Annotated in this window: 20 protein-coding genes and 1 pseudogene; 18 read left to right on the top strand and 3 right to left on the bottom strand. The window is 55.2% G+C overall.

What is annotated here, in order from left to right; translation table 11 throughout:
* Positions 1–1,635 carry an ArnT family glycosyltransferase gene (locus AC14IB_RS08360; RefSeq protein WP_484231452.1) on the top strand — a complete coding sequence of 545 codons (1,635 nt, stop codon included), beginning with the start codon at positions 1–3 and terminating at the stop codon, positions 1,633–1,635.
* Here AC14IB_RS08360 and AC14IB_RS08365 read toward each other — a convergent pair.
* Complete coding sequence (locus AC14IB_RS08365) at positions 1,565–2,458, bottom strand: DMT family transporter (RefSeq protein WP_484231453.1); 894 nt, start codon at positions 2,456–2,458, stop codon at positions 1,565–1,567. The genes AC14IB_RS08360 and AC14IB_RS08365 overlap by 71 nt on opposite strands.
* A gap of 121 nt (positions 2,459–2,579) precedes the next feature.
* Between AC14IB_RS08365 and rpsP the strand changes: the two genes are divergently transcribed.
* The 17 genes from rpsP (at position 2,580) to AC14IB_RS08450 (ending at position 21,885) form a co-directional block, all read left to right on the top strand.
* Positions 2,580–2,828 carry a 30S ribosomal protein S16 gene (gene rpsP / locus AC14IB_RS08370; protein ID WP_068860161.1) on the top strand — a complete coding sequence of 83 codons (249 nt, stop codon included), beginning with the start codon at positions 2,580–2,582 and terminating at the stop codon, positions 2,826–2,828.
* A 2-nt stretch (positions 2,829–2,830) separates the two neighbouring features.
* Positions 2,831–3,370, top strand: coding sequence for a ribosome maturation factor RimM (rimM, locus tag AC14IB_RS08375; protein WP_484231454.1), 540 nt, complete (start codon positions 2,831–2,833; stop codon positions 3,368–3,370).
* A 42-nt stretch (positions 3,371–3,412) separates the two neighbouring features.
* Positions 3,413–4,162, top strand: a complete 750-nt coding sequence (gene trmD, locus AC14IB_RS08380) for a tRNA (guanosine(37)-N1)-methyltransferase TrmD (protein ID WP_484231455.1) — start codon at positions 3,413–3,415, stop codon at positions 4,160–4,162.
* Positions 4,163–4,318: 156 nt separating this feature from the next.
* Positions 4,319–4,690, top strand: a complete 372-nt coding sequence (gene rplS / locus AC14IB_RS08385) for a 50S ribosomal protein L19 (protein ID WP_068860157.1) — start codon at positions 4,319–4,321, stop codon at positions 4,688–4,690.
* A 172-nt stretch (positions 4,691–4,862) separates the two neighbouring features.
* Positions 4,863–5,747 (top strand): site-specific tyrosine recombinase XerD, encoded by an 885-nt coding sequence (xerD, locus tag AC14IB_RS08390; RefSeq protein ID WP_484231581.1) that lies wholly within the window; start codon positions 4,863–4,865, stop codon positions 5,745–5,747.
* 81 nt (positions 5,748–5,828) lie between these two features.
* A complete protein-coding gene (locus tag AC14IB_RS08395) occupies positions 5,829–6,566 on the top strand; it encodes a DsbC family protein (RefSeq protein WP_484231456.1) in 738 nt (245 codons plus the stop codon).
* Positions 6,567–6,669: 103 nt separating this feature from the next.
* Entirely contained in the window at positions 6,670–7,983 is a 1,314-nt protein-coding gene (locus AC14IB_RS08400; RefSeq protein ID WP_484231457.1) for a homoserine dehydrogenase, read from the top strand.
* Entirely contained in the window at positions 7,980–9,131 is a 1,152-nt protein-coding gene (gene thrC / locus AC14IB_RS08405; protein ID WP_484231458.1) for a threonine synthase, read from the top strand. The genes AC14IB_RS08400 and thrC overlap by 4 nt, the downstream gene beginning before the upstream one ends.
* Before the next feature lie 74 nt (positions 9,132–9,205).
* Complete coding sequence (recJ, locus tag AC14IB_RS08410) at positions 9,206–10,957, top strand: single-stranded-DNA-specific exonuclease RecJ (RefSeq protein WP_484231459.1); 1,752 nt, start codon at positions 9,206–9,208, stop codon at positions 10,955–10,957.
* 77 nt (positions 10,958–11,034) lie between these two features.
* Positions 11,035–12,130, top strand: a protein-coding gene (prfB, locus tag AC14IB_RS08415; protein WP_157686398.1) for a peptide chain release factor 2 whose coding sequence is annotated in 2 segments (ribosomal slippage) — positions 11,035–11,097 and positions 11,099–12,130 — 1,095 coding nt in all. Because the reading frame shifts where the segments join, the coding sequence is not laid out codon by codon here.
* Between the two features lie 12 nt (positions 12,131–12,142).
* Positions 12,143–13,675 (top strand): lysine--tRNA ligase, encoded by a 1,533-nt coding sequence (lysS, locus tag AC14IB_RS08420; RefSeq protein WP_484231460.1) that lies wholly within the window; start codon positions 12,143–12,145, stop codon positions 13,673–13,675.
* A gap of 114 nt (positions 13,676–13,789) precedes the next feature.
* On the top strand, positions 13,790–14,950 hold the full coding sequence (locus AC14IB_RS08425) for an OmpA family protein (RefSeq protein ID WP_484231461.1): 1,161 nt from the start codon (positions 13,790–13,792) through the stop codon (positions 14,948–14,950).
* Positions 14,951–14,966: 16 nt separating this feature from the next.
* Positions 14,967–18,329 (top strand): thrombospondin type 3 repeat-containing protein, encoded by a 3,363-nt coding sequence (locus AC14IB_RS08430; RefSeq protein ID WP_484231462.1) that lies wholly within the window; start codon positions 14,967–14,969, stop codon positions 18,327–18,329.
* Between the two features lie 141 nt (positions 18,330–18,470).
* Positions 18,471–18,716 (top strand): hypothetical protein, encoded by a 246-nt coding sequence (locus AC14IB_RS08435; protein ID WP_484231463.1) that lies wholly within the window; start codon positions 18,471–18,473, stop codon positions 18,714–18,716.
* 258 nt (positions 18,717–18,974) lie between these two features.
* Positions 18,975–20,105 (top strand): Re/Si-specific NAD(P)(+) transhydrogenase subunit alpha, encoded by a 1,131-nt coding sequence (locus tag AC14IB_RS08440; protein ID WP_484231464.1) that lies wholly within the window; start codon positions 18,975–18,977, stop codon positions 20,103–20,105.
* 13 nt (positions 20,106–20,118) lie between these two features.
* Positions 20,119–20,481, top strand: coding sequence for a proton-translocating transhydrogenase family protein (locus AC14IB_RS08445; RefSeq protein ID WP_484231465.1), 363 nt, complete (start codon positions 20,119–20,121; stop codon positions 20,479–20,481).
* 12 nt (positions 20,482–20,493) lie between these two features.
* On the top strand, positions 20,494–21,885 hold the full coding sequence (locus AC14IB_RS08450) for an NAD(P)(+) transhydrogenase (Re/Si-specific) subunit beta (RefSeq protein WP_484231466.1): 1,392 nt from the start codon (positions 20,494–20,496) through the stop codon (positions 21,883–21,885).
* Positions 21,886–21,965: 80 nt separating this feature from the next.
* Here the strand turns inward: AC14IB_RS08450 and AC14IB_RS08455 are convergent, their stop codons facing one another.
* A complete protein-coding gene (locus AC14IB_RS08455) occupies positions 21,966–22,769 on the bottom strand; it encodes a tRNA threonylcarbamoyladenosine dehydratase (protein ID WP_484231467.1) in 804 nt (267 codons plus the stop codon).
* A 61-nt stretch (positions 22,770–22,830) separates the two neighbouring features.
* Positions 22,831–25,890 (bottom strand): annotated as a pseudogene (locus tag AC14IB_RS08460) (efflux RND transporter permease subunit).
* Between the last annotated feature and the right edge of the window lie 9 nt (positions 25,891–25,899).

Below are 25,899 nucleotides of genomic sequence, written 5' to 3' on the forward strand. Positions count from 1 at the left end.
ATGACGCGAACCGTTTGGCTGTCACGTCTGTCGCTGGGGCAGGGCGTGTGTCTGGCGCTGCTCATCAAATTGGCCCTGGCAGCACTGCTACCGATGACCGGTGACGAAGCGTATTTCGTGCTGTGGGGACGCCATCTCGATTACGGCTATTACGACCATCCACCCATGGCGGGCTGGATGACGTGGCTGATGCTGCATATCTCTGAACACCCTGTGATGGTCCGACTGCCGGGCATTCTGACCGAGCTGCTGATCGCCCTAGGGCTATATGCGCAGTGGCAGCGTTTTGATGTTGAAAAGGCGCGGCTGCTTGCGCTGGTCTTTTTGTTTAGCCCACTCAGTCTCATTTTCGCGTTTACGCTGACCGATACCGGCTGCATGCTATTTGCTGCAGCGTCCAGCTTTGCGGCTGTACAGGCGCTACGACATGCCTCGCTCACCCGTTTAACGGGGTACACAGCCACGTCCTATGGCTGGGCGGCGCTTGCAGGGGTGTTTTTGGGGTTGGCCTTTCTGTCGAAATACTTTGCCGTTTTTCTAGGCCTGGCCTATTTAATTTACTTCTTTGCGGTGAATCGTTGCCTCTGGCGTTTGGGCATGACGCTCGTGCTGGTGGCGATTCCCTTCGGTTTGATCAATCTGTACTGGAACCTCATTCATTGCTGGTCCAACCTCCTGTTTAACTTGGTCAATCGCAATCGTGGCGAGGTCGGCATTCAATGGGCCGATATGCTGACGTATCTGGCCATGATGGCGTATGTGGTGATACCGCCGTTGGCCCTGGCCTGGTGGCGTAGCTGGCGGACGTCGCCTGCATTGCCCGCAGAGATTGCTGAAGGCGCTCGGCTGGCCCGTGTGATTGTGCTGACTGCGTTCGTGGGCTTTTTGGTCGTGAGTTTGAAAAAAACCATCGGTCTGCATTGGGTATTGTGGTTCTACCCCATGGTGCTAATGGCGCTGTTTTCAACGCCGGTAGCGCAATGGCAGCGCTGGTTAGGTTGGATGGGTTGGCTCAGTGCCGCACATGTTGTGGTGATTTTCGCGATTTTGTTGGTGCCCTACAGCGTTTGGCAGCATCACCCGAAAGTGGCAAAGGATTTGCTGGCCGCTACCGAGGCGCCGGCACTGTTGGCTGCGGCGAGAGATCAGCTCGTTAAAGAGGCAGGGCTGAATCCTGCGCAAGCTGCAAGTTTACCCGTCGCGGCGAGGGGTTATACCTGGGCCTCTGTGTTGTCGTATCAGATTAAAGAGCCGGTCATGGTCATTGGGCCCGGATCAAAATATGCCCGCCAAGATGATTTCTGGACCGATTTCCGTGCCCTCGATGGGCGGTCCATTTTGATTTACGTAAAACGCCCCGCCGAGTTGGCGGCGGTGTCGGCATGGTTTGAGCAAGTTCGCACCGTGAACGTGAACTTCCACGGTCAACGCTATATTTTCGCGTTGGGAGAAGGCTTTAACTACGCGCGCTATTGGTCGCAGGTGCTAGTGCCCGTGAGAGATAAGTTCTATACAGCACCTGACTGGCTGCCAGTGGCGAGCTGCCCGGTGACTGAGCGCTACTTTACTGCTCCGCCAGTGGCTCCGGCGGCCGCTGCGATTGGCGTTGGGGTAAACACAACAGCGTCGCCATGAAAATGATCACGGTGCCGATCACAGCGAGTTGATCGGGTACTTCGCCCCACAATATCCAGGCCCATAGGCCAGCAAACACAATGGCTAAATAAGCCGCCGGTCCAATTTTGCCGGCCGGTGCTAATGCATAGGCTTTCGACATGGCCAACTGACTCAGCGTGGCGAGCAAACCCACGCCTGTTACTAGCAAGAGCTCATAGGCGTTTAGTGGGTGCCAGGCCCAAAGCATGGGAATGGCGGAGATGACGGCCGAAAACAAACTGAAGTACAGCACGATGCGCGTGGTCGGCTCGGTGGTGGAAAGGGATCGCACGGTCACAAAGGCCATAGAGGCCAGTAAGCTGGAGCTGATGCCGACAATCAATATCCAGCCGTTGCCGGCCAGCTCAGGCTTGCAGACCATTAACACGCCGGCCATGCCGAGCGTCGCCGCGATCATCATGCGTGCCGTAATCGCCTCTTTCAGAAATAGCCAAGCCACGAGCGGAATAAAGACAGGCGAAGAGTAAGTAAAGACCATCGCACTGGAGAGTGGGATATGCGCGATGGCATAAAAGAAGCCATACATCGCGGCGAGGCCCACCACTGCGCGCCAGGCATGCTTCCACGGGACCGAAGTTTTCAGCAGGGCTGTGCCATGGACGGCCAACAGCGGCAGAAGCAAAATGGACCCCACCACGCTGCGCATAAATACGATGGTTTCATTGTTTACGGTGTGCGAGGCAAGGCGGATGAGCACGCCCATAGCTGAGAACAGCAGGGCCGAAAGCGTGAGTAGCGCTAGGCCTCGCAACAGGGATTGTTGGGGAGCTTGGTAGTGCATGGGGTGGACTGGTCTTGAGCGGAAGAAGTGCGTACAATACGCGACCTTCCGTGCCAGGTCGATTTCTGTGGCGCCTGCACGGACCGAAAGACCACAGAAACCCTAATTAAGGAAACGACCCATGGTTACCATTCGTCTCGCCCGTGGCGGCGCCAAGAAGCGTCCGTTCTACTCCATCGTTGTCACCGACAGCCGCAATGCCCGTGATGGCCGTTTCATCGAGCGCGTTGGCTTCTTCAACCCCGTTGCCCGTGGTCAGGAAGAGCGTCTGCGCCTGAACATGGAGCGTCTGGCTTACTGGATCAGCAACGGTGCTCAGACATCTGAGCGCGTGGCCCAGTTGGTCAAGGAAGCCCAGAAGGCTGCTTGAACATGACTCAGGCGGCGCTGCCCTCGCGCGATGACCTGATTCAGGTCGGCCATGTGCACACCGCCTACGGCATCAAGGGCTGGGTGTGGGTAATGTCCCGCACCGAGCCCATTGCCAATATTTTCTCGTACGGTCCTTGGTATCTGGATCGTGCTGGCACGCTGGCGAAGGTCGAACTGGCCGACCATCGTGCCCAAGGCAAGGGTCTAGTCGCCCAATTTGCCGGTTGTGAAGACCGCAATTCCGCAGATCTGATGATCGGCGCTACGATTTGGGTGCCTAAGTCTGCGCTACAGACCCAGTCTGACAATGAATACTTTTGGTCAGATCTGATGGGCATGCGGGTAGTCAATGAGCAAGGTGTTTTGCTCGGTTGTGTGGATGACATGATGGAGACCGGCGCGAACGATGTCATCGTGCTGAAGGCCTGTGATGGCAGCGTGGATGATCAAGAGCGGTTATTGCCCTGGGTGGATCAGGTGGTGCTCAAAATTGATCGCGAGGCGAAATGCATCACGGTGGATTGGGATCCTGAATTTTAAGCCGACGGGCTGATGTAGGCTTGGGTGAGAGAGGGCAGTGCCATGTGGGTAGGCCTCATCACGTTGTTCCCGGACATGTTCCGGGCCATCAGCGAGTCGGGTGTAACAGCGCGAGCCGTTGCCACTGGCAAGCTCACGCTGGCGAGCTGGAATCCTCGTGACTTTACCGAGGACAACTATCGCCGAGTCGATGACCGTCCCTATGGTGGCGGCCCCGGCATGGTCATGCTCATCGAGCCGCTGAGTCGTGCCATTGCTGCAGCGCGAGCCGAAGCCGCAGGGCTGGGTGTGCAAGCACCAGTGATCTATCTGTCGCCGCAAGGCAGGCAGCTTGATCAGGCTGGCGTCACGGAATTGGTGGCAAGCCACGGTGAGCAAGGCGTGATCCTGCTCTGTGGTCGTTACGAAGGCATCGACGAGCGCCTGATTGCGCGCGAAGTGGATGCCGAATGGTCGATTGGCGACTATGTGCTGTCTGGCGGTGAGTTGCCGGCCATGGTCATGATTGATGCAATGGCGCGTTTGCTGCCAGGTGTGTTGAACACCGAGGCATCCGCTATAGAAGATTCGTTTGCCGACGGATTGCTTGATTGCCCGCACTACACCCGACCTGAGGTGTACGACGGCGAGAGTGTTCCAGCGGTGCTGCTCAGTGGCGACCATGCGGCGATTAAGCGTTGGCGCTTGCAGCAAAGTTTATTGCGTACACGTGCGCGACGCCCCGACTTACTCGTGGGTCGCACGTTGAGCAAGCAAGAACGTACCTTGCTGGATCAAGCCGACAACGCCTGAGCCAGCGAAGTTCGAGGGGACCGCATGCGCCTTAGCCTCTGCGTTCCAGGTTAGATGCCGCCCGTGTCAGGCCATGAGCCGCCGGGTCAGACAGGCATCTGGTAGCACCCTAAACCATGCGCTTAGCCTCTGGTTAGGGGTAGTCGGAGAAGTAACATGAGTGGTAAGCACCCGTTAGTTCAAGCTGTGGAAAATGCCCAGCTGAAAACCAACATCCCGGCCTTCGCCCCAGGCGATACCGTGGTTGTGCAAGTGAAAGTGAAGGAAGGCGACCGTGAGCGTCTCCAGGCCTACGAAGGCGTGGTTATTGCGATCAAGAACCGTGGCCTGAACTCCGCGTTCACTGTTCGCAAGATTTCCAACGGCATTGGCGTGGAGCGTGTGTTCCAGACCCATTCCCCGGTGATTTCGAGCATCGAAGTGAAGCGTCGTGGTGATGTTCGCCGCGCCAAGCTGTACTACCTCCGCGATCGTTCCGGCAAGTCGGCACGTATCAAGGAAAAGCTGGCTCCGCGCGCTCCGAAATAAGGCTTCCGCAAGAATCTTATTCGGCACGCCTGCTGTGTTGCCAACGCGGCACAGCATCAGCAAGAAAAACCGCTCCGGTGCAAACCGTGAGCGGTTTTTTTTATGCCCATGCCAAGCACTGAATGGGATGCGTTAGACTGCCAGCATGATAAATGCCATTGATCCCCCTGAGATTTCCAGCGCCTCCGAGCGCGTGCTGACCAGTTTTCGTCACCAGCTCGCCGCTGAGGGCCTGAGCCAGCATACCCGCAAGGCGTACCTCAGTGATGCCGCCGCGCTGGCGACCTGGGTCGCGCCGCGTGATTTACTGGCATTAGGCCATGACGACCTGGCGGCCTATCTGGCCAGCCCGGAAGTGATGACCAAGAGTCCGCGATCCGTTTCGCGTCTGCAGTCTGCTTTACGCCATTTGTGGCGTGGCCTGCTAGCGCGCGGTGAGGCGACTCAAGATCCCACCATTGGCCTAGATAGCCCACGCTTAGGACGGCCCTTGCCCAAGGATTTATCTGAGGCGGATGTGGATGCGCTGTTGGCCGCGCCCGATGTGACTACGGCATTGGGCTTGCGTGACAAGGCGATGCTGGAGCTGCTCTATGCCTGTGGTTTGCGGGTCAGCGAGCTGACAGGTCTGCCGTTAGCGGCGGTGAATTTGCGCGGCGGGTTTTTACGGGTGATGGGTAAGGGCAGCAAGGAGCGCCTGGTGCCCCTTGGAGAAACCGCGGCGAATTGGTTGCAGCGTTATTTAGATGAAGCTAGGCCGCAGTTGCTTAAGGGCACGGTCCCGGCGTTATTTATTACTCAGCGCGGCAGTGCCATGACCCGTGAAAATTTTTGGCATTTGATTAAGCGTTATGCGCTGCAAGCCACTATTTCAGCGTCAGTATCGCCGCATACCTTGCGCCATGCTTTTGCCACCCATCTGTTGAATCATGGTGCGGATTTGCGTGTGATTCAGCTATTGCTGGGCCATAGCGACTTATCCACCACGCAAATTTATACCCATGTGGCTCGACAACGCCTGCAAGAACTGCATGCTCGGCACCACCCAAGAGGCTGACGCTGGCCGGACTTTCTCGTATGCTCTAGCCCCCAAGAAATCGTTCCCTGTTGGCCATATATCATTTTAGAGGACACGCCAATGCGCCTGTTTAAAACCACGTTTGCCCTGTGGCTAGTTGTCACGGCCGGTGTTGCCTTTGCAGGCCCAGAAGACGTCATTCGGAGCAAGTTGCAGCAAGCGGTGCCCGGCACAGACATTAAGTCCATTAAACCGGCCGCGTTACCGGGCTTTTATGAAGTGTCGATTCCCGGCGCCTTGGTTTACGTGAGTGCTGACGGTCAATTTGTCTTACAAGGCGAGTTATTGCAGCTCAAGGGCAAGCAAGTGGTGAACCTGACTGAACAGGCTCAGGCCAGTGCGCGCGTGGGTTTAATTCGCGCCATTGATAAGCGTCAAGCCGTTGTTTTTCCAGCAAATGGAAAGCCTAAGGCAGTGATAACGGTGTTCACCGATACCCACTGCGGCTATTGCCGCAAGCTTCATCAGGAAGTGCCGGCCATGAACAAAGTGGGAATCGAGGTACGCTATCTAGCGTACCCCAGAGATCTGCCGCGCGTGGGGGTGAATGCAGGTACGGGCGCTGAGTTAGCGAATATCTGGTGTGCCAGCAACCCAGAGCAAGCCATGACCTTGGCCAAGCAGGGGCAAGCCATTCCCGCAGCACGCAAAGGCTGCAAGGCACCCATCGCAGAGCAATATGCCCTCGGCCAGCAAATGGGCGTTACCGGCACGCCAGCCATTTTTGATGAAAAAGGCCGACAATTGGGCGGCTATTTAACCGCTAAGCAAGCTGCGCAACGCCTAGGTTTGAACTAAGCGCGCGGTTCGACAAACGCGCGTTCGCCGTTATAATGCGCGCCTTGATTTTTCGGGCCGGCAACGCCTTGTTGCCGGCTCACTAGCTTCTTTAGGTGGTGTCGTGAACGCTCTCAATAAGCCGGTTAATGTCGGTATCGTCGGTCTCGGTACTGTCGGTGGTGGTGCCCTGAATTTGCTGCGCGATAACGCTGCTGAACTGTCGCGCCGCACCGGTCGCGAGATTCGTGTCTCGCATGTCGGTATTCGTCGTGATAAGCCCGGCCTGGATCTGGCGGGCATCACCGTTAGCAACGACATCTTTGCCGTGGTCAATGATCCGGCTGTGGACATCGTCGTCGAAGTGATTGGTGGCACGACCACGGCGCGTGAAGTCGTGCTGCAAGCTATTGCCAACGGCAAGCATGTCGTCACAGCCAATAAGTGGCTACTGGCTGAGCACGGTAACGAAATTTTTGCCGCAGCCGAGGCCAAGGGTGTCTATGTCGCTTTTGAGGCGGCGGTTGCGGGTGGCGTACCCATCATTAAGGTGCTGCGTGAAGGTTTGGCGGCTAACCGGGTGGATTGGCTGGCGGGCATTATCAACGGTACCGGCAATTTTATTTTGACCGAAATGCGCGACAAGGGCCGTGACTTTGCCGACGTCTTGGTGGAAGCACAGGCGCTGGGCTATGCCGAAGCGGATCCGGCGTTTGATGTTGAAGGCATTGATGCTGCTCACAAGCTCACCATCATGGCCTCGCTGGCGTTCGGCATTCCGTTGCAGTTCGACAAGGCTTATGTTGAAGGCATCACCCAGCTCACGCGTGACGACGTGGCGTATGCCGAAGAGCTGGGCTATCGCATTAAGCATCTCGGCATTGCGCGTCGCACTGCGGATGGCATTGAGTTGCGCGTGCACCCCACGCTGATTCCGGCCGAGCGCCTGATCGCTAATGTGCATGGCGTAAAAAATGCCGTCTTGGTGCAGTCTGACCCGGTGGGTGCAACCTTGTATTACGGTGCCGGCGCGGGCGCTGGTCCAACCGCTTCGGCGGTAGTGGCGGACATCGTGGATTTGGTGCGTTCGCTGACCGCCGAATCATCGCCCAATGTGCCGCACTTGGCTTTTATGCCACAGGCCATTGCTGCCACCCCGATTTTGCCCATGGAGTCGGTGGTGACATCGTACTTCCTGCGCTTGCAAGCCGAAGACAAGCCCGGTGTGCTTGCCGATGTCACGCGCATTCTCAGCAGTCGTGGCATTAGCATCGAGGCCATTGTGCAAAAGCCGGTGCAGGCCGAGGGCGCTGTCCCCGTGATTATTCTGACTAACCCGGTATTGGAGCGTGAAATGAACCGCGCCATCGCCGAACTGGAAGCACTGAGCGATATCGTTGGTGCCGTGACCCGTATTCGTTTGGAGACTTTGGCATGACCACTTTAGGCAATCGCTACACCGGCCTCATCAGCCGCTACCGTGACCGCCTGCCGGTCAGTGCAGATACGCGTTTGATTTCGCTGGGCGAGGGCAATACGCCGCTGTTGAAGCTGAAGAACATTCCAGCCTTAATCGGCAAGAATGTTGAAATCTACGTGAAGTACGAAGGTCTGAACCCCACGGGCTCGTTCAAGGACCGCGGCATGACCATGGCCGTGACCAAAGCCGTTGAGGCGGGCTCCAAGGCCGTGATCTGCGCGTCCACGGGCAACACGTCTGCGGCTGCGGCGGCCTATGCGGCACGCGCCGGCATCAAGGCTTTTGTGCTGATTCCGGAAGGCAAGATCGCCATGGGTAAGCTTGCTCAGGCCATGATGTACGGTGCTATTACACTGCAAATTCGTGGCAACTTCGATGACGGCATGGAGTTGGTCAAGCAAGTGGCCAACGAAGCTCCAGTCACCATCGTGAACTCGGTGAACCCATTCCGTCTGCAAGGCCAGAAAACGGCGGCATTTGAAATTGTGGAAGAGCTGGGCCGCGCACCAGACTATCACTGCTTGCCTGTTGGTAATGCCGGCAACATCACCGCGCATTGGATTGGCTACTGTGAGTCCTCCACGCCGATCGGTCAAAAAGTCACGGATTCCTGCGCCTTCTGCGATGGCGATTGCCGTTACCCGAAAGCCCCGATCACCACGGGCCGTCCGAAAATGCTGGGCTACCAAGCCGCCGGTTCTGCCCCGTTTGTGCGTGGCGAGCCCGTGCTTAATCCCGAAACCGTAGCGACCGCGATTCGTATTGGTAACCCACAGAGCTGGGCGCAGGCGCACACCGTGATGAAAGAATCGGGCGGTTGGTTCGACGAGCTGGCCGATCAAGAAATTCTCGACACCCAACGTCTGCTGGCCATGTCGGAAGGTATTTTCTGTGAGCCTGCTTCAGCGGCATCACTCAGTGGTGCGCTGCGTGACATTAAGAGCGGCAAGATTCCGGAAGGCTCGGTGATTGTTTGCACATTGACCGGCAATGGCCTGAAGGATCCTGACACTGCAATTGGCCAGTGCGCCAGTGCTGTGCTCAAGACCATTGATGCCAAGCTGGATCAAGTGCGCGACAGTATCCTGCAGACCATGGGTGTTTAACGCATTCCTGCCTGCTCAAGGCCGCCTGCGGGCGGCTTTTTTTATGGCAAAGATGAATTTCGGAGAGCGCTGAGATGACGACCAAAGTGTGGCGTCGCCGTGCCAGTCCTGCATCAGCCCTCCTGGGCGTGCATCCCTTGCTGGCGCGTTTGTATGCGGCGCGTGGGGTGCAATCGTCGGATGAGTTGGCCCAGACCTTGGCCGCATTGAAGCCAGCCAGCGCGCTGCAGGGGCTAGAGGCAGCTCTGGATCTGCTGCAACGTGCGCTGCGTGAGCAATGGCGTCTGCTCATCATTGGCGATTTCGATGCCGATGGCGCAACCAGTACCGCATTGTCCGTCCGTGCGCTGCGTGCGTTGGGGGCGCGGCACGTCGACTTTCTTGTGCCCAATCGCTTTACCTATGGCTATGGACTTACGCCGGGCATCGTGGCCTTGGCGTTGGCCGAGAAGCAGCCCCAACTCATCATTACCGTGGATAACGGCATTGCCAGCCACGAAGGCGTTATTGCCGCTCAGGCAGCGGGTGTGCGAGTGCTCATTACCGACCATCACCTGCCGGGTCCGACCCTGCCGCCAGCGGATGCCATCGTCAATCCCAATCAACCTGGATGTAACTTCCCGAGCAAAAATCTGGCCGGTGTTGGCGTCGTGTTTTACGTGTTGTCCGCCTTGCGTACGCGCTTACGCGCTGCCGGCTGGTTTTCCGAACAGGGTCTAACCGAGCCGAACATGGCCGATTATTTGGATTTGGTCGCGCTCGGCACAGTGGCGGATGTTGTCGCGCTCGATGCCAATAATCGTCTGCTGGTTCAGCAAGGTTTGGCGCGTATTCGGGCAGGACGTTGCTGCCCAGGCATCACGGCCTTGTTGAAAGTCGCGGAGCGTGATCCGGCGCGTCTTCAAGCCACTGACTTGGGTTTTGTCGTGGCCCCGCGACTCAATGCAGCGGGGCGCTTAGATGACATGGCCGAGGGCATTCTCTGTTTGCTTACCGACTCGCCGACGGCGGCGTTACGCATGGCGGGCGAGCTCGATGCGCTCAATCAGGAACGCCGTGACATCGAAGGTGGCATGCAGAATGAGGCCATGGCGGCACTTAATGCCCTAAAGTTCACAGCCGATACGCTTCCGCATGGTTTGGTGCTTTACGACCGGCACTGGCATCAGGGCGTCATTGGTATCTTGGCGGGCCGTATCAAAGAGCGTTATCACCGTCCGGTCATCGCGTTCGCCCCCGCGCAAGCGCCAGCCTATGGTGAGCAGCCTGCGGAGCTTAAAGGCTCGGCGCGATCAATTCCGGGCGTACATATTCGGGATGTGTTAGATGCCGTGGCGACGCGCTATCCGGGCTTGATAAGCAAGTTTGGCGGCCATGCCATGGCTGCGGGCCTGAGCTTGCCGGGTGCAAGCATTGCCGCCTTTCGTGAGGCCTTCGATGAAGTCCTCCGAGATTGGATGGATGAGGCCGATTTGGAAGCGGTCTTGCTCACCGACGGTGAACTTGCGCCGGCGGACTTTACGGAAACGACTGCGCGTCTGCTGCGGGATGCGGGCCCGTGGGGTCAGGCCTTTCCCGAGCCGCTGTTTGAAGGCGAGTTTTTGCTGCTGGATCAGCGACTGCTGAAAGATAAGCACCTCAAGCTCAGCTTGAGTCACCCAGACTCCAATCGCATCTTTGATGGCATCGCTTTCAATATTGATCGCGCGCTTTGGCCGAACGCAGCGTGCAAGCGCGTCAAGCTCGCTTACCGTCTGGATCTGAATTTCTTCCGTGGCATGGAGACGCTGCAATTGAGAATCGAGGACCTGCAGGCGTTGTCATAACAGCGCCATGTGAACATGCGTCGTTGCAGGGAATCGGCTACAATCGCGCGCTTTGAAACCCAGCTGGCGTGTACCCCATGGAAATCAACCCCTACCTGAACCGAATCAAAGACTTCACTGAGCGTACCGAGTCGCTCCGGGGGTATCTTTGACTACGATCTGAAGAAGGAGCGTTTGGAAGAAGTCCTGCGCGAACTCGAAGATCCTAGCATTTGGAATGACCCGAAAAGGGCGCAAGACATTGGTCGTGAACGCAGTGCGTTGGAAGGGGTGGTACTCACCATTGACCAGCTCACGCAGGGGCTAACCGACGCCAAAGACCTGTTGGATTTAGCCGTAGAAGAGGACGATGAAGGCACGCTCGATGATGTGACAGCCGAGCTAAATCATCTCGACAAACTGCTCTCCGATCTCGAATTCCGCCGCATGTTTTCCGGCGAAATGGACGCCAATCACTGCTTTATTGATATTCAATCCGGGGCAGGTGGCACCGAGGCGCAAGACTGGGCCAGCATTCTGCTGCGCATGTACTTGCGCTGGGCCGACAAGAAGGGCTTTAAGACCGAGGTCATGGAAGTGTCGGATGGTGAGGTTGCGGGCATTAAGTCCGCGACCATTCGCATTGAAGGCGACTATGCCTTTGGCTGGCTGCGTACTGAGACGGGCATTCATCGCCTAGTCCGCAAGTCGCCGTTTGACTCCGACAATCGACGTCACACCTCGTTCTCCGCCGTGTTCGTGTCGCCGGAAATTGATGATGACATCGAAATCGACATCAATCCGTCGGATGTCCGTACCGATACCTATCGTGCCAGCGGCGCCGGCGGTCAGCACATCAACAAAACCGACTCGGCTGTGCGTCTCACCCACGTCCCGACCAACACGGTCGTGGCCTGTCAGAACGAGCGTTCGCAGCATGCCAACCGTGATCGCGCGTGGAAGATGCTGCGTGCTCGTCTCTACGAGCTGGCCGTGATGCAGCGTAACGCGGCTAAGCAAGCGCTAGAAGACACGAAGTCTGATATTGGTTGGGGTCACCAGATCCGTTCCTATGTGCTCGACCAGTCTCGGGTGAAAGATTTACGCAGCAACATCGAAAACTCTAACCCGAACGCCGTGCTTGACGGTGATATCGACGAATTCATCGAAGCCTCGCTCAAGATGGGCCTGTAAGCGGATATGACCATGACAGAAAACCAGAACACGCCCGTAACCGCAGCAGCGGATGCCCCAGCTGCCGACGTTAATAAGCTCATGGCCGAGCGCAAACAGAAGCTCGCGAGTATTCGTGAGAAGGGTCAAGCCTTCCCCAACGATTTCCGTCGCGACGCACTGGCTACGGATTTGCACGCCCGATTTGGCGACGTCGCCCCTGAAGTGCTGGAGGCTGAAAAGCATCCCTTCTCGATTGCCGGCCGCATGATGCTGAAGCGTGTCATGGGTAAGGCCAGCTTTGCCACCATTCAAGACATGGGTGGTCGCATCCAGCTCTATATCTCGCGGGATGCCATTGGTGAAGAGGCCTACGCGGCCTTTAAGCAGACGGACTTGGGCGACATTTTCGGTGCCACGGGCTATGTCTTTAAGACCAAAATGGGCGAGCTTTCACTGCATGTGGAAAGCTTGCGCTTGCTGACCAAAGGTCTGCGTCCGCTGCCGGACAAGTTCCACGGCATGGCCGATCAAGAAATGAAATATCGCCAGCGCTATGTTGACCTGATTGTCAGTGAAGACACGCGTCGCGCCTTCCGCATTCGCTCACAAGTCATCGAAGGCATCCGCCGCTTTATGGCTGGTCGCGATTTCATGGAAGTGGAAACACCGATGATGCATGTCATCCCCGGTGGCGCCGCAGCCAAACCGTTCAACACGCATCACAATGCGCTCGACATGCCGCTGTTCCTGCGCATCGCGCCCGAGCTCTATCTCAAGCGTTTGGTGGTTGGCGGCTTCGAGCGCGTGTTCGAAATCAACCGCAACTTCCGTAACGAAGGCGTGTCGGCGCGCCACAACCCCGAATTCACCATGATCGAGTTCTATCAGGCGTATGCCGATTATCGCGACCTGATGGATCTCACCGAAGACATGTTGCGTACGCTGTCGCAGGATATTCTAGGTAATACCATGGTGCCGTATCAGGGCGAGGTCTATGACTTCGGCTCGAAGTTCGAGCGCCTATCCATGGTCGACTCCATTCTCAAGTACAACCCGCACCTAACCCGCGAGCAGCTCTGGGACTACGACCAAGCGGCTAAAGTTGTACGTGAGCAGTTGAAGATGGAGGTCAAATCGATCTGGGGCATCGGTAAGCTGCATACGCTGATCTTCGAAGAAACGGTGGAAACCCAGTTGCGTCAGCCCACCTTCATTACCGAATATCCGGCGGAAGTATCACCGCTGGCTCGCCGCAACGACGACAACGAGTTCATCACCGACCGTTTCGAATTCTTCATTGGCGGCCGCGAGATCGCTAATGGTTTCTCTGAGCTCAACGACCCTGAAGATCAAGCTGAGCGTTTCATGCAACAAGTGCGTGAAAAGGATGCTGGCGACGACGAAGCCATGCATTACGACGCTGACTACATCCGTGCGCTCGAGTACGGTTTGCCGCCAACAGCAGGCGAGGGCATTGGTATTGACCGTCTGGTGATGTTGTTTACGGACTCGCCAAGCATTCGGGATGTGATCTTGTTCCCGCATATGCGACCGGAGGTGTAAACGAAGTATTAAATTCGTTTACACAAGAACTCAAATTCTTGGTTGATAATTTGTTAAAAATCGATGCGTCCATGTAACAAAATTGATACTTAGTAAATAAACAAATGATTTATATTGCGGATTGCTAATTTAAGGACGGGTTGTTTCATGAAAATTACAAAAATATGGTTGTTGCCCATGATTTTGGCTGGGACTCCAGTAGGCGCGACCGCTGCGCAGCCAGTATCGAGCCTTTATCATGTTTACATGGGTGCACTTTACGGCAGTCCCGATAGTCAGCGCGCATTGGTTGAAAATGGTAATGGTTTTGCCGGTGCAGTCGGTATCCCCCTGAGTGCTGAAGGTAATCGTTGGCATTTGGAGCTTGGGGCGACAACCCGTACGTTCAAAACGCCTAAAGCCATTTCTTCTAGCTTTTTTCGCCATGATTTGACTGCGGGGTTGATGTACTCGTGGGGGAATCGAGACGAATTAACGCCTTATGTGAAGGCGGCATTGGGCTTGGCGCGTAACGACATCATTCCTGATAGCGAAGATGAGACCGGCTTTACGGGCTATTTAGGCGCAGGCTTGACGCGCGGATTCGGTGAGTTTGTTCGCGGTCGTGTTGAAGTGGGTGCGAATTATGATGAATGGCAAGATGGTTATGTCGATGGGACCATCCAAGCAGGGATTGAAATTCCGCTAGGCCGTAAAAAGGTCGTGGAAATTGAGAGAATTGTCGAAGTACAAAAAGTTGTCGAAGTGGAGAAGTTGGTGCCGGTGGCTGCAGTCGATGGCGCTGTGCCAACAATTAAGGAAGTTGAGGTTATCAAAGAGGTCCCGCCTCCCGATAGTGACGGTGATCGTATTTCGGATGCCTTCGACAAATGCCCTAGTACATTAACGGATGTGCGCACCGACAATAATGGTTGTGCGATTACGCAGACATTGGTGCTCAAGAACATTGTGTTTGACACCAATAAAGCCACGATCAAACCGGAGTCACAATCGCTGCTAGACGCTAGTGCAGAATTTTTCAAGCAGCAACCTGATATGCGTTCAGTGATTGCAGGCCATACGGATAGCGTCGGTAAAGATGCCAGCAACCTGTCCCTGTCTAAGCGCCGTGCTGAGGCCGTAAAAGCGGCACTGATCCAGCGTGGTGTGACGGCGAGTCGTTTGCAGGCCATTGGCTTGGGTGAAACCCTGCCGATCGCTAGCAATAGTACGGATGGTGGTCGCGCCGAAAACCGCCGTGTTGAATTTCTTCTTGTCGCCTCTGCGACCCACTAACTAGCGGAGCAAGCTTATGCACCTGCTTAAATCAGCAGTCCCTGCAGTCGTGATGGCGTTGGCTTCGGCCTTAACGCTGACAGGCTGTAATGACGCAAAAAATAATGCATCGGGTTCTAACCCGCCAGCTCCTCAAGTCATTACGTCGTGTACGGGTGGCGATGCTGACACCGATTTGGATGGTGTTTGCGATAAGGTTGACTTGTGCCCGAATGACAAAAATTCATTGCCTTTCGATAATCGTGACACCGATGGTGATGGGACCAATCCGGATGGCACTTCGAAGCAGCGCGTCGTTAAAACCGGCGATGCGCCGTTGACCGCGGCTGATCGCGTCATAGGCGGTAACTTCTGTGATTTGGACAACGACAACGATGGCGTCAATGACGTTGTTATTCGCGGTACAGATGGTAAAGATGTTGGTGATAACTGCGATTTCGTTCCCAATCCGGATCAAGTCGATTCCGATGCAGACGGTATTGGCAATGCCTGTGAAGGTGCAGTAACACCCCCTTTGCCAACAGATACTGATGGCGATGGTTTTACCGATTCGGTAGACAACTGCCCGGCTTTTCCTAATTCCAACCAGCAAAACAGCGATAATGATAACTTGGGTGATGCCTGCGACTCGGATGTCGATGGCGATGGCATTGATAACCCTGTTGACAATTGCCGCTTACTCGCGAACCCCAATCAAGCCGATTTGGACCGCGATGGAAAAGGCGATGTCTGCGACATTCATCAGAGCGAAGACATTGATGGCGATGGGGTGACGAACGCAAACGACAATTGCTTAGCCACACCCAATGGCATCATTGCTGCGGGCCAACCCTTTGATGGCAGCCGTCGAGATGGCGATCGTAATAACGATGGTCGACAGGATGACGTGGATGGCGACGGCGTAGGCGATGCTTGCGACGATGACGACAATGATGGTGTTCTTGATACCGTCGATAATTGCCCTAGTTTCTCCAACCCGGATCAAGCTGATTTTGACGCAACGGCTCGCACGGTTGTAGTCAATGGTCAGTCTCGCGTATTAGTGCAAACGCCAGATAATGCCAAAGATGCAAATGGCAACTTCCTCTTTGATGCGAGCAAGCGCGGTGGCGATGCCTGTGACGAAGATGATGATAATGATCGTGTGCTGGATTGGCAGCCGGGTAAGACTCCAGTAGATGGTGTTGGTGCTGGTGTAGCGGCCAATGATCGTGTCACACGTGCCGACAACTGTCAGTTCACGTTTAACCAAGATCAAATTGATTTGGCAAAAGATGGTGTGGGCGATGCCTGCCAAGACGACGCCGATGGCGATGGTCTACTGGGCTCGGCAGATTCCTGCCCGAATGTTCCGAACCCGGATAATGATCCGCGTGTGTGCTCGCGGGATAGCGACAAGGATGGTGTGACCGATGCATTTGACAACTGCCCAGCAGTTGCTAATGCGAACCAAGCGGATAGCGATGGTGACACCCCTGCAATGACGGGTAACCCGTTCCCGACGCGCCCTGCAATCGCTGCTAATCAAGGTGGCGACGCCTGCGATACCGACGATGACAATGATGGCTTCCTAGACGCTGCGGATGTGTGTCCGTTCAATCCTGCAACGGCCAAAGATGCCCAAGGCAACCTGATTAACGATGGCCGTTATTGTGACGGTGACAGCGACGATGACGGTGTGCCTGATACAACTGGCGGTGGTGGTGATAACGGCGGTGATAACTGTCCTAATAACCCCAACCCTTCCCAGGTAGATACCGATGGCGATGGTTTAGGTGATATTTGTGACACTGACGATGATGGCGACAATGTTCCAGATGCCACTGACAATTGCGATTTGATCGCGAATCCAGATCAAACCGTAAACCCTTGCGTGGATACGCCAGTAGATCAGCTCGCTTGCTCTGCTTATGAGTCGGGTACTGTTGAGCCGATCATTACGGGCGGTCTGTGCACCTTGACGGGCGCATTGGGTCAGCCTTTGGGCTTATGCAATGTGAATGACCCGACAGCGGCTGCGGATGGCAATAAGGAAACGTTTGCCACCATTAATAATGCGGTCACATTACCCGATAGCTTGTTTACCAATGCGTTGACGGGTGAGGTGGGTGTACGTATCAAGCTCAATGCGGTTAAAGCTGCGGGCTCAATTGCTGCCTTGGAGGTAGCAATCCCGGGCGGCACGCTGGACCTGAGCTTGTTCCGTAATGTCACCATGCGTGTCTATGACAGCACTAAGCCTGCGCAAGCGGTGGAGTCGCGTAGCACTTTGGGTGATCCTGCTGGTGTATTGACTAGCGGAAGTACTGACCCAGCGAGCTATGGTTTTGCACTGGACTTACTCAGCCTCAGCCCTGTGAATGGCGAAACCCGTGGTCTGATTGGTTTCCGTCCAGTCAATACCTACGACACGATTGAGTTGACGGTCACGGGTGGTGTTTCTGTGGATCTGCTCGAGCAGTTACGTGTTCACGATGTGTGCTCGCAATTCACCACGGTTGGTGTAACCGGTGGCCTGCCATTGGCGGGTACGGGTTCAACGGGCGGTGGTGGTTCGGGTGGTACTACAGGTACACCATTGGACCTGTTGCTTGATCCATTAACAGATGCATTAGGTGGCGGTACAGGCGGTGGCAATGGCCCAACAGGTACGCCATTGGATCTATTGCTTGGCCCGCTAACTGACGCGCTGCCTTCAAACGGGGAGGATAATCCGTTAGCAGCCATTACTCAGCCAATTGGCCAAGCTTTGGTGCCACTAACTGGCCCACTAAGCCCTTTGGCTGATCCATTGTCGAATGCGGTAACAGGTGGACTTGTTAATACGCCTCTGAGCTTCTTGGGTAGTTCAGTTAATGACTTACTCAATTCCGATGGTCCTGGTACTGGCGGCGGATTGCCGGGCCCAACTGATCTGACCAACGCCTTGGCACCACTGACTGACTTGCTCGGTGGTGGCACTGGTGGTGGTACGGGACCAACCGGCACGCCATTGGATACGGTGCTGGGCCCATTGGCTGATGCGCTGGGTGGCGGCTTACCCACGGATCCAAGTGCTCTGACGGATGCACTGGCACCACTGACTGACTTGCTCGGTGGTGGCACCGGTGGTGGTACGGGGCCAACCGGTACACCATTGGATACGGTGCTGGGCCCATTGGCTGATGCGCTGGGCGGTGGCTTACCCACAGATCCAGCAGCATTGACGGATGCACTGGCACCGCTGACTGATTTACTGGGTGGCGGCTTACCAACAGATCCTGCTGCGCTCACTGATTTGTTAGGTGGTGGTTTGCCTACAGATCCAACCGCATTGACCAATGCCTTGGCTCCACTAACCGGCTTGCTGGGTGGTGGATTGCCAGCGCCATTGGGTTAATGGTGATGTAGAAACACGAAAAGGCCTCCTCTGTGAGGCCTTTTCGTTTAATTGGAATAAAAGATTATGAATTACAGGTACATACGACAGTTGCAGGCACTATATGTGGCCATGTTTATTATGCTTTTTTGGCCGCCGATCATGTTGCTGATTATTTTTGCAGCCGTGTATTTTTTGTGGCATTACCCAGCAGCGTCTGAGGAGCGCGCACAAGCTAAAAACATATTGATGCGTTTGGCCGTCATTATTTTGGCGTTTTATCTGGGACTGGTTGCTGAGAAACTTGGACTAGGCAGCCTTCCACTATATGCGGCCTATGGTTGGTTACTATGGCAGGTTTCTTCCAATATTTTGAAGTTGCAGCGTGAGATCAAAGCAGCACTGTAATAATTTTTTTGGCTAAGTATATGGCGGCCTGAACTAGTTGAAAGTGTAGATAAACCTAATCGGCTAGCTTCAGGTCACTTTATGATGGTCGTCACTTCTATCCATTTTCCATCGCAAACTTCTTTTTAAGTCTCGACAAAAGTCGTAGTAGATGACTTACAATCCGCCGGTTTACGCAGTGCAAAACCCTTGCGCTGATAAGTCGCTGCCCTGACCTAAGAGGTGAGTGGCTGATCTATCGATATAAGAGGACGAACCATGCAGATTGGTATCCCCGCGGAAACTCTGGCCGGCGAGACTCGCGTCGCTGCAACACCAGAAACCGTGAAGAAGTTTGCAGCGATGGGCTGTGAAGTACTCGTACAACGCGGCGCTGGCCTAGCTTCCAGCTGCACCGATGCAGCGTATGAAGCTGCCGGCGCAAAGGTCGTTGCTAGTGCAGCCGATGCGCTAAACACGGACATTATTCTCAAAGTTGCCGCCCCAAGTGCTGCTGAAACTGCACTTATTAAACAGGGAGCAACGGTGCTGGCGGCATTTGCACCACACCAGAACGATCAATTAGAGACTTATGCCGCTCGTGGCTTGACCTGTGTCGCCATGGAATTGATTCCGCGTATTACGCGTGCACAGAGCTCCGATATTCTGTCCTCGCAAGCCAACTTGGCTGGCTATAAGGCCGTCTTGCTGGCAGCAAACGAATATGCTGGCCTCTTCCCCATGATGATGACAGCAGCCGGCACGATTAAGCCCGCTCGCATTGTTGTGCTGGGTGTGGGTGTTGCTGGTCTGCAAGCTATCGCTACCGGTAAGCGCTTGGGTGCCGTGGTTGAAGCTTCTGACTTACGTCCAGCGGCTAAAGAGCAGGTAGAGTCGTTGGGCGGTCGTTGGTTAGACGTGCCAATGTCTGACGAAGAGAAAGCAAAAGCTCTCGGCACCGGCGGTTACGCTTGGCAGCCATCGCCTGAATATATCCGTGATCAGGCTGCGGTGGTCGACAAGGCCGTTTCCAATGCCAACATCGTCATCACCACCGCGCAGATTCCAGGCCGCAAAGCACCGGTGCTGGTCAAAGCTGAAACCGTTGCCAAGATGAAACCAGGCTCCGTCATTATCGATATGGCGGTCAGCTCCGGTGGCAACGTGGAAGGCTCTAAGCTGGACGAGACTGTCATCACCGAAAACGGCGCCCGTATTGTCGGTATCGGTAACATTCCGGCTCTGGTAGCGACTGAAGCCTCGGCTCTTTACGCACGTAATTTGCTGAACTTCCTAGCGCCTATGCATAACAAGGAAACCAGCACGATTGTATTGAATCGTGAAGATGACATGGTGAAGCCGACGTTGATCGTCGATGCTGGCACCCTCATCTACAAGAAGCCGAACTGATTAGGAGCTAGCTATGCAAGACATCGTCAACATCGAGCAGGTTCAGCAGATCGCTGAACACGCTACCAGCGTACCGTTTGTAAGCACTTTTACCATTTTCATTTTGGCTATTTACGTGGGCTATTATGTGGTTTGGGGAGTTACTCCCGCTCTGCATACCCCACTGATGGCTGTTACCAACGCCCTGTCTGGCATCATCATTGTTGGTGCCATGCTGCAAACCGTTGCCTCCGGTAGCGATCCTGCTGCACTGCAAACCATCACCCCCACCAGCCTTTTGGGCGCCTTCGCCGTTTTCTTGGCCAGCATCAACATCTTCGGTGGCTTTGCTGTCACTGAACGCATGCTGGATATGTTCAAGAAAAAGAAGAAGTAAGGAGCGACTCAAATGACTGCTTTTGCACAATACGCTGATTGGTTTTACCTCGTCGGCTCTGTTCTATTTATTCTGACCCTGCGCGGTCTGTCCGGCCCTAAGACGGCAATCATGGGCAACCGCTACGGCATGATCGGTATGACGCTGGCCATTCTGACCACGTTCTTCGTCGCGCCAAATCCAGTACTCGGCCTCATCATTGCTGCCATGGTTGCTGGTGCCGTGATTGGCTTGCATCGTGCACGCACGGTGCCCATGACGCAGATGCCAGAAACCGTCGCGATGATGCACTCGCTGGTCGGTCTGTCGGCGGTCTGTATCGCTGTGGCTGCGGTCCTGCACGAAGGCGTTCACCACGATGCCTTGCATCGCTTTGAGCTTTTCGTGGGTTGCTTTGTGGGTGCTATCACCTTCACAGCGTCGGTCTTTGCATACGGCAAGCTGGCCGCCAAGAAATGGGCCAAGTCGGTGAGCGGCGCTTGGGTAAAACCACTGCAAGCTACGTTGTTCCTGGGCATGATTGGTTTTGGTGCGGTCTACTTCGTTTCCGAAGACCTCAATGCCTTCTACGCGATGACAGCCTTGGCGCTTGCTTTCGGCTTTATCTGGATTGCCCCGATCGGTGGTGGTGACATGCCAGTGGTGGTGTCGTTGCTGAACTCGTTCTCGGGCTGGGCTGCGGCTGGTATCGGTTTCACACTGAACAACCCGATGCTGATCATTGCTGGTTCGCTGGTGGGCTCTTCGGGTGCGATTCTGTCCTACGTGATGTGCAATGCCATGAACCGTTCCTTGCTGAACGTGCTCTTTGGCGGCTTCGGCGCTGGCGCAGGTGCCGCAGTTGATGCAGGTGATGGCACCGAAAAGACTCACCGCTCCGGTTCAGCCGACGACGCTGCCTTCTTAATGTCTAATGCCGACTCAGTTGTCATCGTACCTGGCTACGGTTTGGCACAAGCGCGAGCGCAAAATGCCGTGAAGGAACTGGCAACAGTCCTGAAAGAGAAAGGCGTAAACGTGCGATATGCCATCCACCCGGTTGCCGGTCGTATGCCAGGCCACATGAACGTACTTTTGGCTGAGGCCGATGTGCCTTATGAGGACGTCTGTGAAATGGACGAAATCAACAGTGACTTCGCATCGACCGATGTGGTGTTGGTGATTGGTGCGAATGACGTGGTTAACCCTGCTGCCAAAGACAACCCCGCGTCGCCGATTTACGGCATGCCGATTCTGGAAGCACACCGTGCGCGCACCGTCATGGTCATTAAGCGTTCGATGGCTACCGGCTATGCCGGTCTTGACAATGACTTGTTCTACCTCGACAAGACCATGATGGTCTTTGGCGATGCGAAGAAAGTCTTGGAAGATATGGTGAAAGGTGTAACCGGTGGTGGCCACTAAGGGCTGCTACTGCGATCATAAAAATGCCGGCTCATGCCGGCATTTTTTATGGGTAGGCCCGTACATTAAACTTGATAACATTAGGTTCGCTTGCTTCTCCGCAACAATAACTTCAAGCCCGTACTGACCGCGAGCAAACCCATGCTGGCGGTGACTGTCACCAGTGATCCATAACCAGCGCAATTTAGCCCGGCGTTATCGCAGACTCCTGCAGCGGGCTCTGTGATGGGCTCATCAGAATAAATGCAGGTAATGCCAAACGACTTGCCCGGCTCTTCGGGGTAGCCGTGATGCTTACGCAGGCGTTTTCGCAAGCGCGCCAGCAGCGGGTCTTGCTCGGTGCGGGAGAGGTCTTCTACACCTAAGCGTGTGGGGTCCATTTTGCCGCCTGCAGCACCACAGACAATCAACACATTACGATGTCGGCGCGCATGCAGTGCCAGTGTCAGCTTAGCCTTAGCGTCATCGCAGCAGTCAAAAATAAGGTCAGGCTGTGGCGTGAGTATGTCGGGCGCGTTTTCGCGGGTGAGAAAGTCATCCACGATACGCACCTGAAGTCGCGGGTTAATGCTGCGTACGCGTTCAGCCAGCACTTCCGCTTTCCCACGCCCAAAGTCTTCAGTGGTGGCTTGCAGTTGGCGATTGACATTAGAAGCCACCACAACATCCAGATCGACCAAGGTCAGCTGCCCGATTGCACTGCGTGCTAACGCCTCAACCACCCATGAACCAACGCCGCCAAGACCAATCACCACGGCATGGCTTTCGGCAAATCGAAGGAGCGCCGCATCCCCGTAGACTTTGCCCACACCGGCGAAACGACGATCGTAATCATCCTCTGGCGACAATAATAAGGTGGGTGTGAGTGGTGCTGAGATATTCATGGTGCGCGGACTCCGATCGACCCGCGCAGTATAGCGGCGGGTCGATCGGGATGGCGTGTGTTTAGTCGTCGCGACCTTTTCGATTCACTACTGGAGGGGCCATTAATAAGTACATGACTGGCGTAACCAAGCGGGCCAAGAAAGTCGAGGAGATGAGGCCGCCAATAATGACCCAGGCCAACGGCGCATACAGTGGGGAGCCTTGCAGCGCCAGGGGCATCAGGCCGCCAATCGCGGTCATCGAGGTGAGCAGAATCGGCAAGAAGCGGATTTCTCCAGCCTCTTGTATGGCCTCCATGAGAGTTCGGCCGTCTTCTCGCAGTTGATTGGTAAAGTCGACCAGCAGGATCGAGTTCTTAATTTCAATGCCGATCAAGGCAATAAAGCCAATCATGGCAGTGAAGGATACTGATAGACCGGCCAAATACAGCGCCACCAGCCCACCCATGACTCCTAAGGGGATGACACCCGCCACAATCGCGGTGCTTTTGAAGTTGCCAAACTCCAAAATCAACACAGCTAAAATACCAAAAACAGCAACCAGCGCGGCGGTTTCAATGCCACCGAAGCTCTCTTGGCGAGCCTCTACTTGTCCGGCCACTTTATAGCTATAGCCTGTCTTCCATTCGAGCTTATCCAATTCTTTGACAAGCTCATTAGTGACTTTCTCCGTGTTGAAACCGTCTTTCACATAAGAGGTTACGGTGACGGCACGCTGACGTTGATAGCGTGGGATGGAGTTTGGCGCTGCCACGAAGGTCGGTTGGGTGAGCTGACTTAGGGGAATGGCGGCGCCGCTTGGCGAGTTCACATACACTTTGTCCAAATTACTCAGGCGCGCGTGCCCGTCCTCCAAAGGTAGGCGTAAGGTGATGTCAAACTCATCGCCGTCGTCTTCCTGAAACTTACCTATGCTCTCGCCGGCAATCGCCAAACGGACGGTACGGTCAATGTCTTGTGAGCTAATGCCATACAGTGAGGCTTTGGTGGTGTCGATGCCCAGATCAATGTCCGTGCGTAACAAGCGAACGGGGTTAACCACATCGCGTGTGCCGGGCAATGCATTGAGCTGCTTCTCGACTGTCAGTGCCAGGCTGCGTAACTCTTCGATGCTGGGGCCAATTAAGCGAATGGCAATCGGTGCGTCAATTGGCGGGCCGTTTTCAAACGGTTTAACGATGATACGAGCATCTGGATAGTTGCTTAACTCACGTCTGAGGCGCACATAGAAGTCGGGTGTGGTGTCGGGGTCATACCGCTTCAAAATAACAAATAGATCGCCAATGTTGGCGCGCGTTTCGCGGGGAAACACATTGTAGAAAATGCGTGGATTGCCCCGACCTGCGTTGGCAAAGACCGACTCCACCTCCGGTTGCTTGAGCAAATACTGCTCAACGTACCGAACGGCTTCATCTGTGCGTTCCAAGCTGGTGCCATCAGGCGCCTCCACGGAGATGCGCAGCTGCGGTACATCGGCGTTCGGGAACAGGCTCATGCCAAGCTGCGGAGCTAAAAGCAACGTCGCGAGAAAGCCTGCAAAAGCCATCCCTAAGGTCTTTCGCGGGTGCGATAAGGCCCAGCCCAGTAGGGGGCGATACACCGTATGAATCCCGCGCATGACTGCTTGTAAGAGTTTATTGCCCTCAGGGTGCTCTTCTGGCGAGAGCCAGCGACTCGCGAGAAAAGGAATGATGGTCAGCGAAACGAAAAACGAGGCCAGTACCGTAAACGACACGGCCGCTGGCAAAGAGCGAATAAACTTACCCGCGCCTTCGGGCAGGAAAAACAGCGGTAAAAAGGCAAACAGCAGGGTTGCTGTACAGCCCAACACCGCCAGATAAATTTGATTCGTGGCTTTGATGGCGGCCTGTGTGCGGCTATAGCCTTGGCGCATAAAGCGGGCGATGTTTTCGACCACCACAATGGAGTCATCCACCAACAGGCCCAAGGCTAAAACAAAGCCAGCAATAGAGAGCTGGTTGAGCGAGAAGCCCGCAAAGTAGAGCATGGACATGCCCATCGCCAACGACAGTGGGATAGACACCATGACCACACCGGCAGCGCGCAAGCCTAGGGGGAGTAGCGTGATGAGCACCAGACCAATCGCAATCAGGAAGTCAGCAGCGAGGCGACCTAAGCGTTTGTTGACATTTTTCGATTGGTCGAATCCGACCTCTAAGCGGTAGTTGGGCGAGAGTTTTTCTCGAAAGCTATCGACTTCCTTAATCAGCGCGTCTCGCACCACAAAGATGTTCTGGTTATCTTTTTGGCTGGCCGTAATGAACAGTGCTTGCTGCCCCTGATATCACGTTCGATGGGTTTCTTCGGCGTAGTCCCAGCTCACATTGGCCACATCTTTCAAACGCAAAATGCGGCCGCCATTGCTGGCGATCACGGTGTCGGCGATTTCACTGAGCGAGGTGTAACTACCTGTTGTACGAATATTGAAGCGACGACTACCGGCCTCAATGGCGCCACCGGGAATATTGCGATTTTCACTTTGCAGTATTTGAGCAACACGGCTAACCGGTACTTGGAATTGCGCCAGCTTGCTCAAGTCCAAAGCGACTTGAACCTCCGCATTAGGCAGGCCCCAAATCTCCACGTCACGCACACCCTTAACCTGCTCTAAGCGATCTTGCAGATTTTCAGCGACCTCGCGCATTTCCCGTGGCGAACCGTTCGGGCCTATCAAAGCCATCTGCAAAATATTGACTAGACCGGGGCTGGCCTTCATCACCTGAAGTGACTTTAAGTCAGCAGGCAGGCTGCTGCGTACCGCATTGATTTCACGGAGGGCTTCGTCGTACTTCTTTTCGGCGTCTTTGCTCCAATCGAATTCGACGCGCACCACGGCTAGCCCGTTCTCGCTATCACTCCAAATATTCTTAATGTCATCAATACGATTGATGGCATCTTCAATCGGGTCAGCAACGAGCTTTTCCATGTCGGCCGGGTCGGCACCGGGATAGACCGCCACAATAGTGACCACGGGGATGGCAAACGTGGGGTCTTCGCCACGTGGGATGTTTTTCCAGGTATGCCAACCCAGCGCCATGAGCAGCGCGAACATCACCAGCGTGAATTGGAAGTTACGTACGGAGAAGGCGGTTAAACGCATGTTCGGCTC

This window comes from Perlucidibaca sp. (assembly GCF_057084925.1).

Excerpts from the sequence above, each read along its gene's own strand:
- AC14IB_RS08365 (WP_484231453.1), bottom strand. The coding sequence starts at position 2,458 with ATGCACTACCAAGCTCCCCAACAATCCCTGTTGCGAGGCCTAGCGCTA.
- lysS (WP_484231460.1), top strand. The coding sequence starts at position 12,143 with ATGACAGAAAACCAGAACACGCCCGTAACCGCAGCAGCGGATGCCCCA.
- AC14IB_RS08445 (WP_484231465.1), top strand. The coding sequence starts at position 20,119 with ATGCAAGACATCGTCAACATCGAGCAGGTTCAGCAGATCGCTGAACAC.
- AC14IB_RS08435 (WP_484231463.1), top strand. The coding sequence starts at position 18,471 with ATGTTGCTGATTATTTTTGCAGCCGTGTATTTTTTGTGGCATTACCCA.
- AC14IB_RS08360 (WP_484231452.1), top strand. The coding sequence starts at position 1 with ATGACGCGAACCGTTTGGCTGTCACGTCTGTCGCTGGGGCAGGGCGTG.
- rimM (WP_484231454.1), top strand. The coding sequence starts at position 2,831 with ATGACTCAGGCGGCGCTGCCCTCGCGCGATGACCTGATTCAGGTCGGC.
- thrC (WP_484231458.1), top strand. The coding sequence starts at position 7,980 with ATGACCACTTTAGGCAATCGCTACACCGGCCTCATCAGCCGCTACCGT.
- AC14IB_RS08450 (WP_484231466.1), top strand. The coding sequence starts at position 20,494 with ATGACTGCTTTTGCACAATACGCTGATTGGTTTTACCTCGTCGGCTCT.
- rpsP (WP_068860161.1), top strand. The coding sequence starts at position 2,580 with ATGGTTACCATTCGTCTCGCCCGTGGCGGCGCCAAGAAGCGTCCGTTC.
- rplS (WP_068860157.1), top strand. The coding sequence starts at position 4,319 with ATGAGTGGTAAGCACCCGTTAGTTCAAGCTGTGGAAAATGCCCAGCTG.
- recJ (WP_484231459.1), top strand. The coding sequence starts at position 9,206 with ATGACGACCAAAGTGTGGCGTCGCCGTGCCAGTCCTGCATCAGCCCTC.
- AC14IB_RS08430 (WP_484231462.1), top strand. The coding sequence starts at position 14,967 with ATGCACCTGCTTAAATCAGCAGTCCCTGCAGTCGTGATGGCGTTGGCT.
- AC14IB_RS08440 (WP_484231464.1), top strand. The coding sequence starts at position 18,975 with ATGCAGATTGGTATCCCCGCGGAAACTCTGGCCGGCGAGACTCGCGTC.
- AC14IB_RS08455 (WP_484231467.1), bottom strand. The coding sequence starts at position 22,769 with ATGAATATCTCAGCACCACTCACACCCACCTTATTATTGTCGCCAGAG.
- trmD (WP_484231455.1), top strand. The coding sequence starts at position 3,413 with ATGTGGGTAGGCCTCATCACGTTGTTCCCGGACATGTTCCGGGCCATC.
- AC14IB_RS08395 (WP_484231456.1), top strand. The coding sequence starts at position 5,829 with ATGCGCCTGTTTAAAACCACGTTTGCCCTGTGGCTAGTTGTCACGGCC.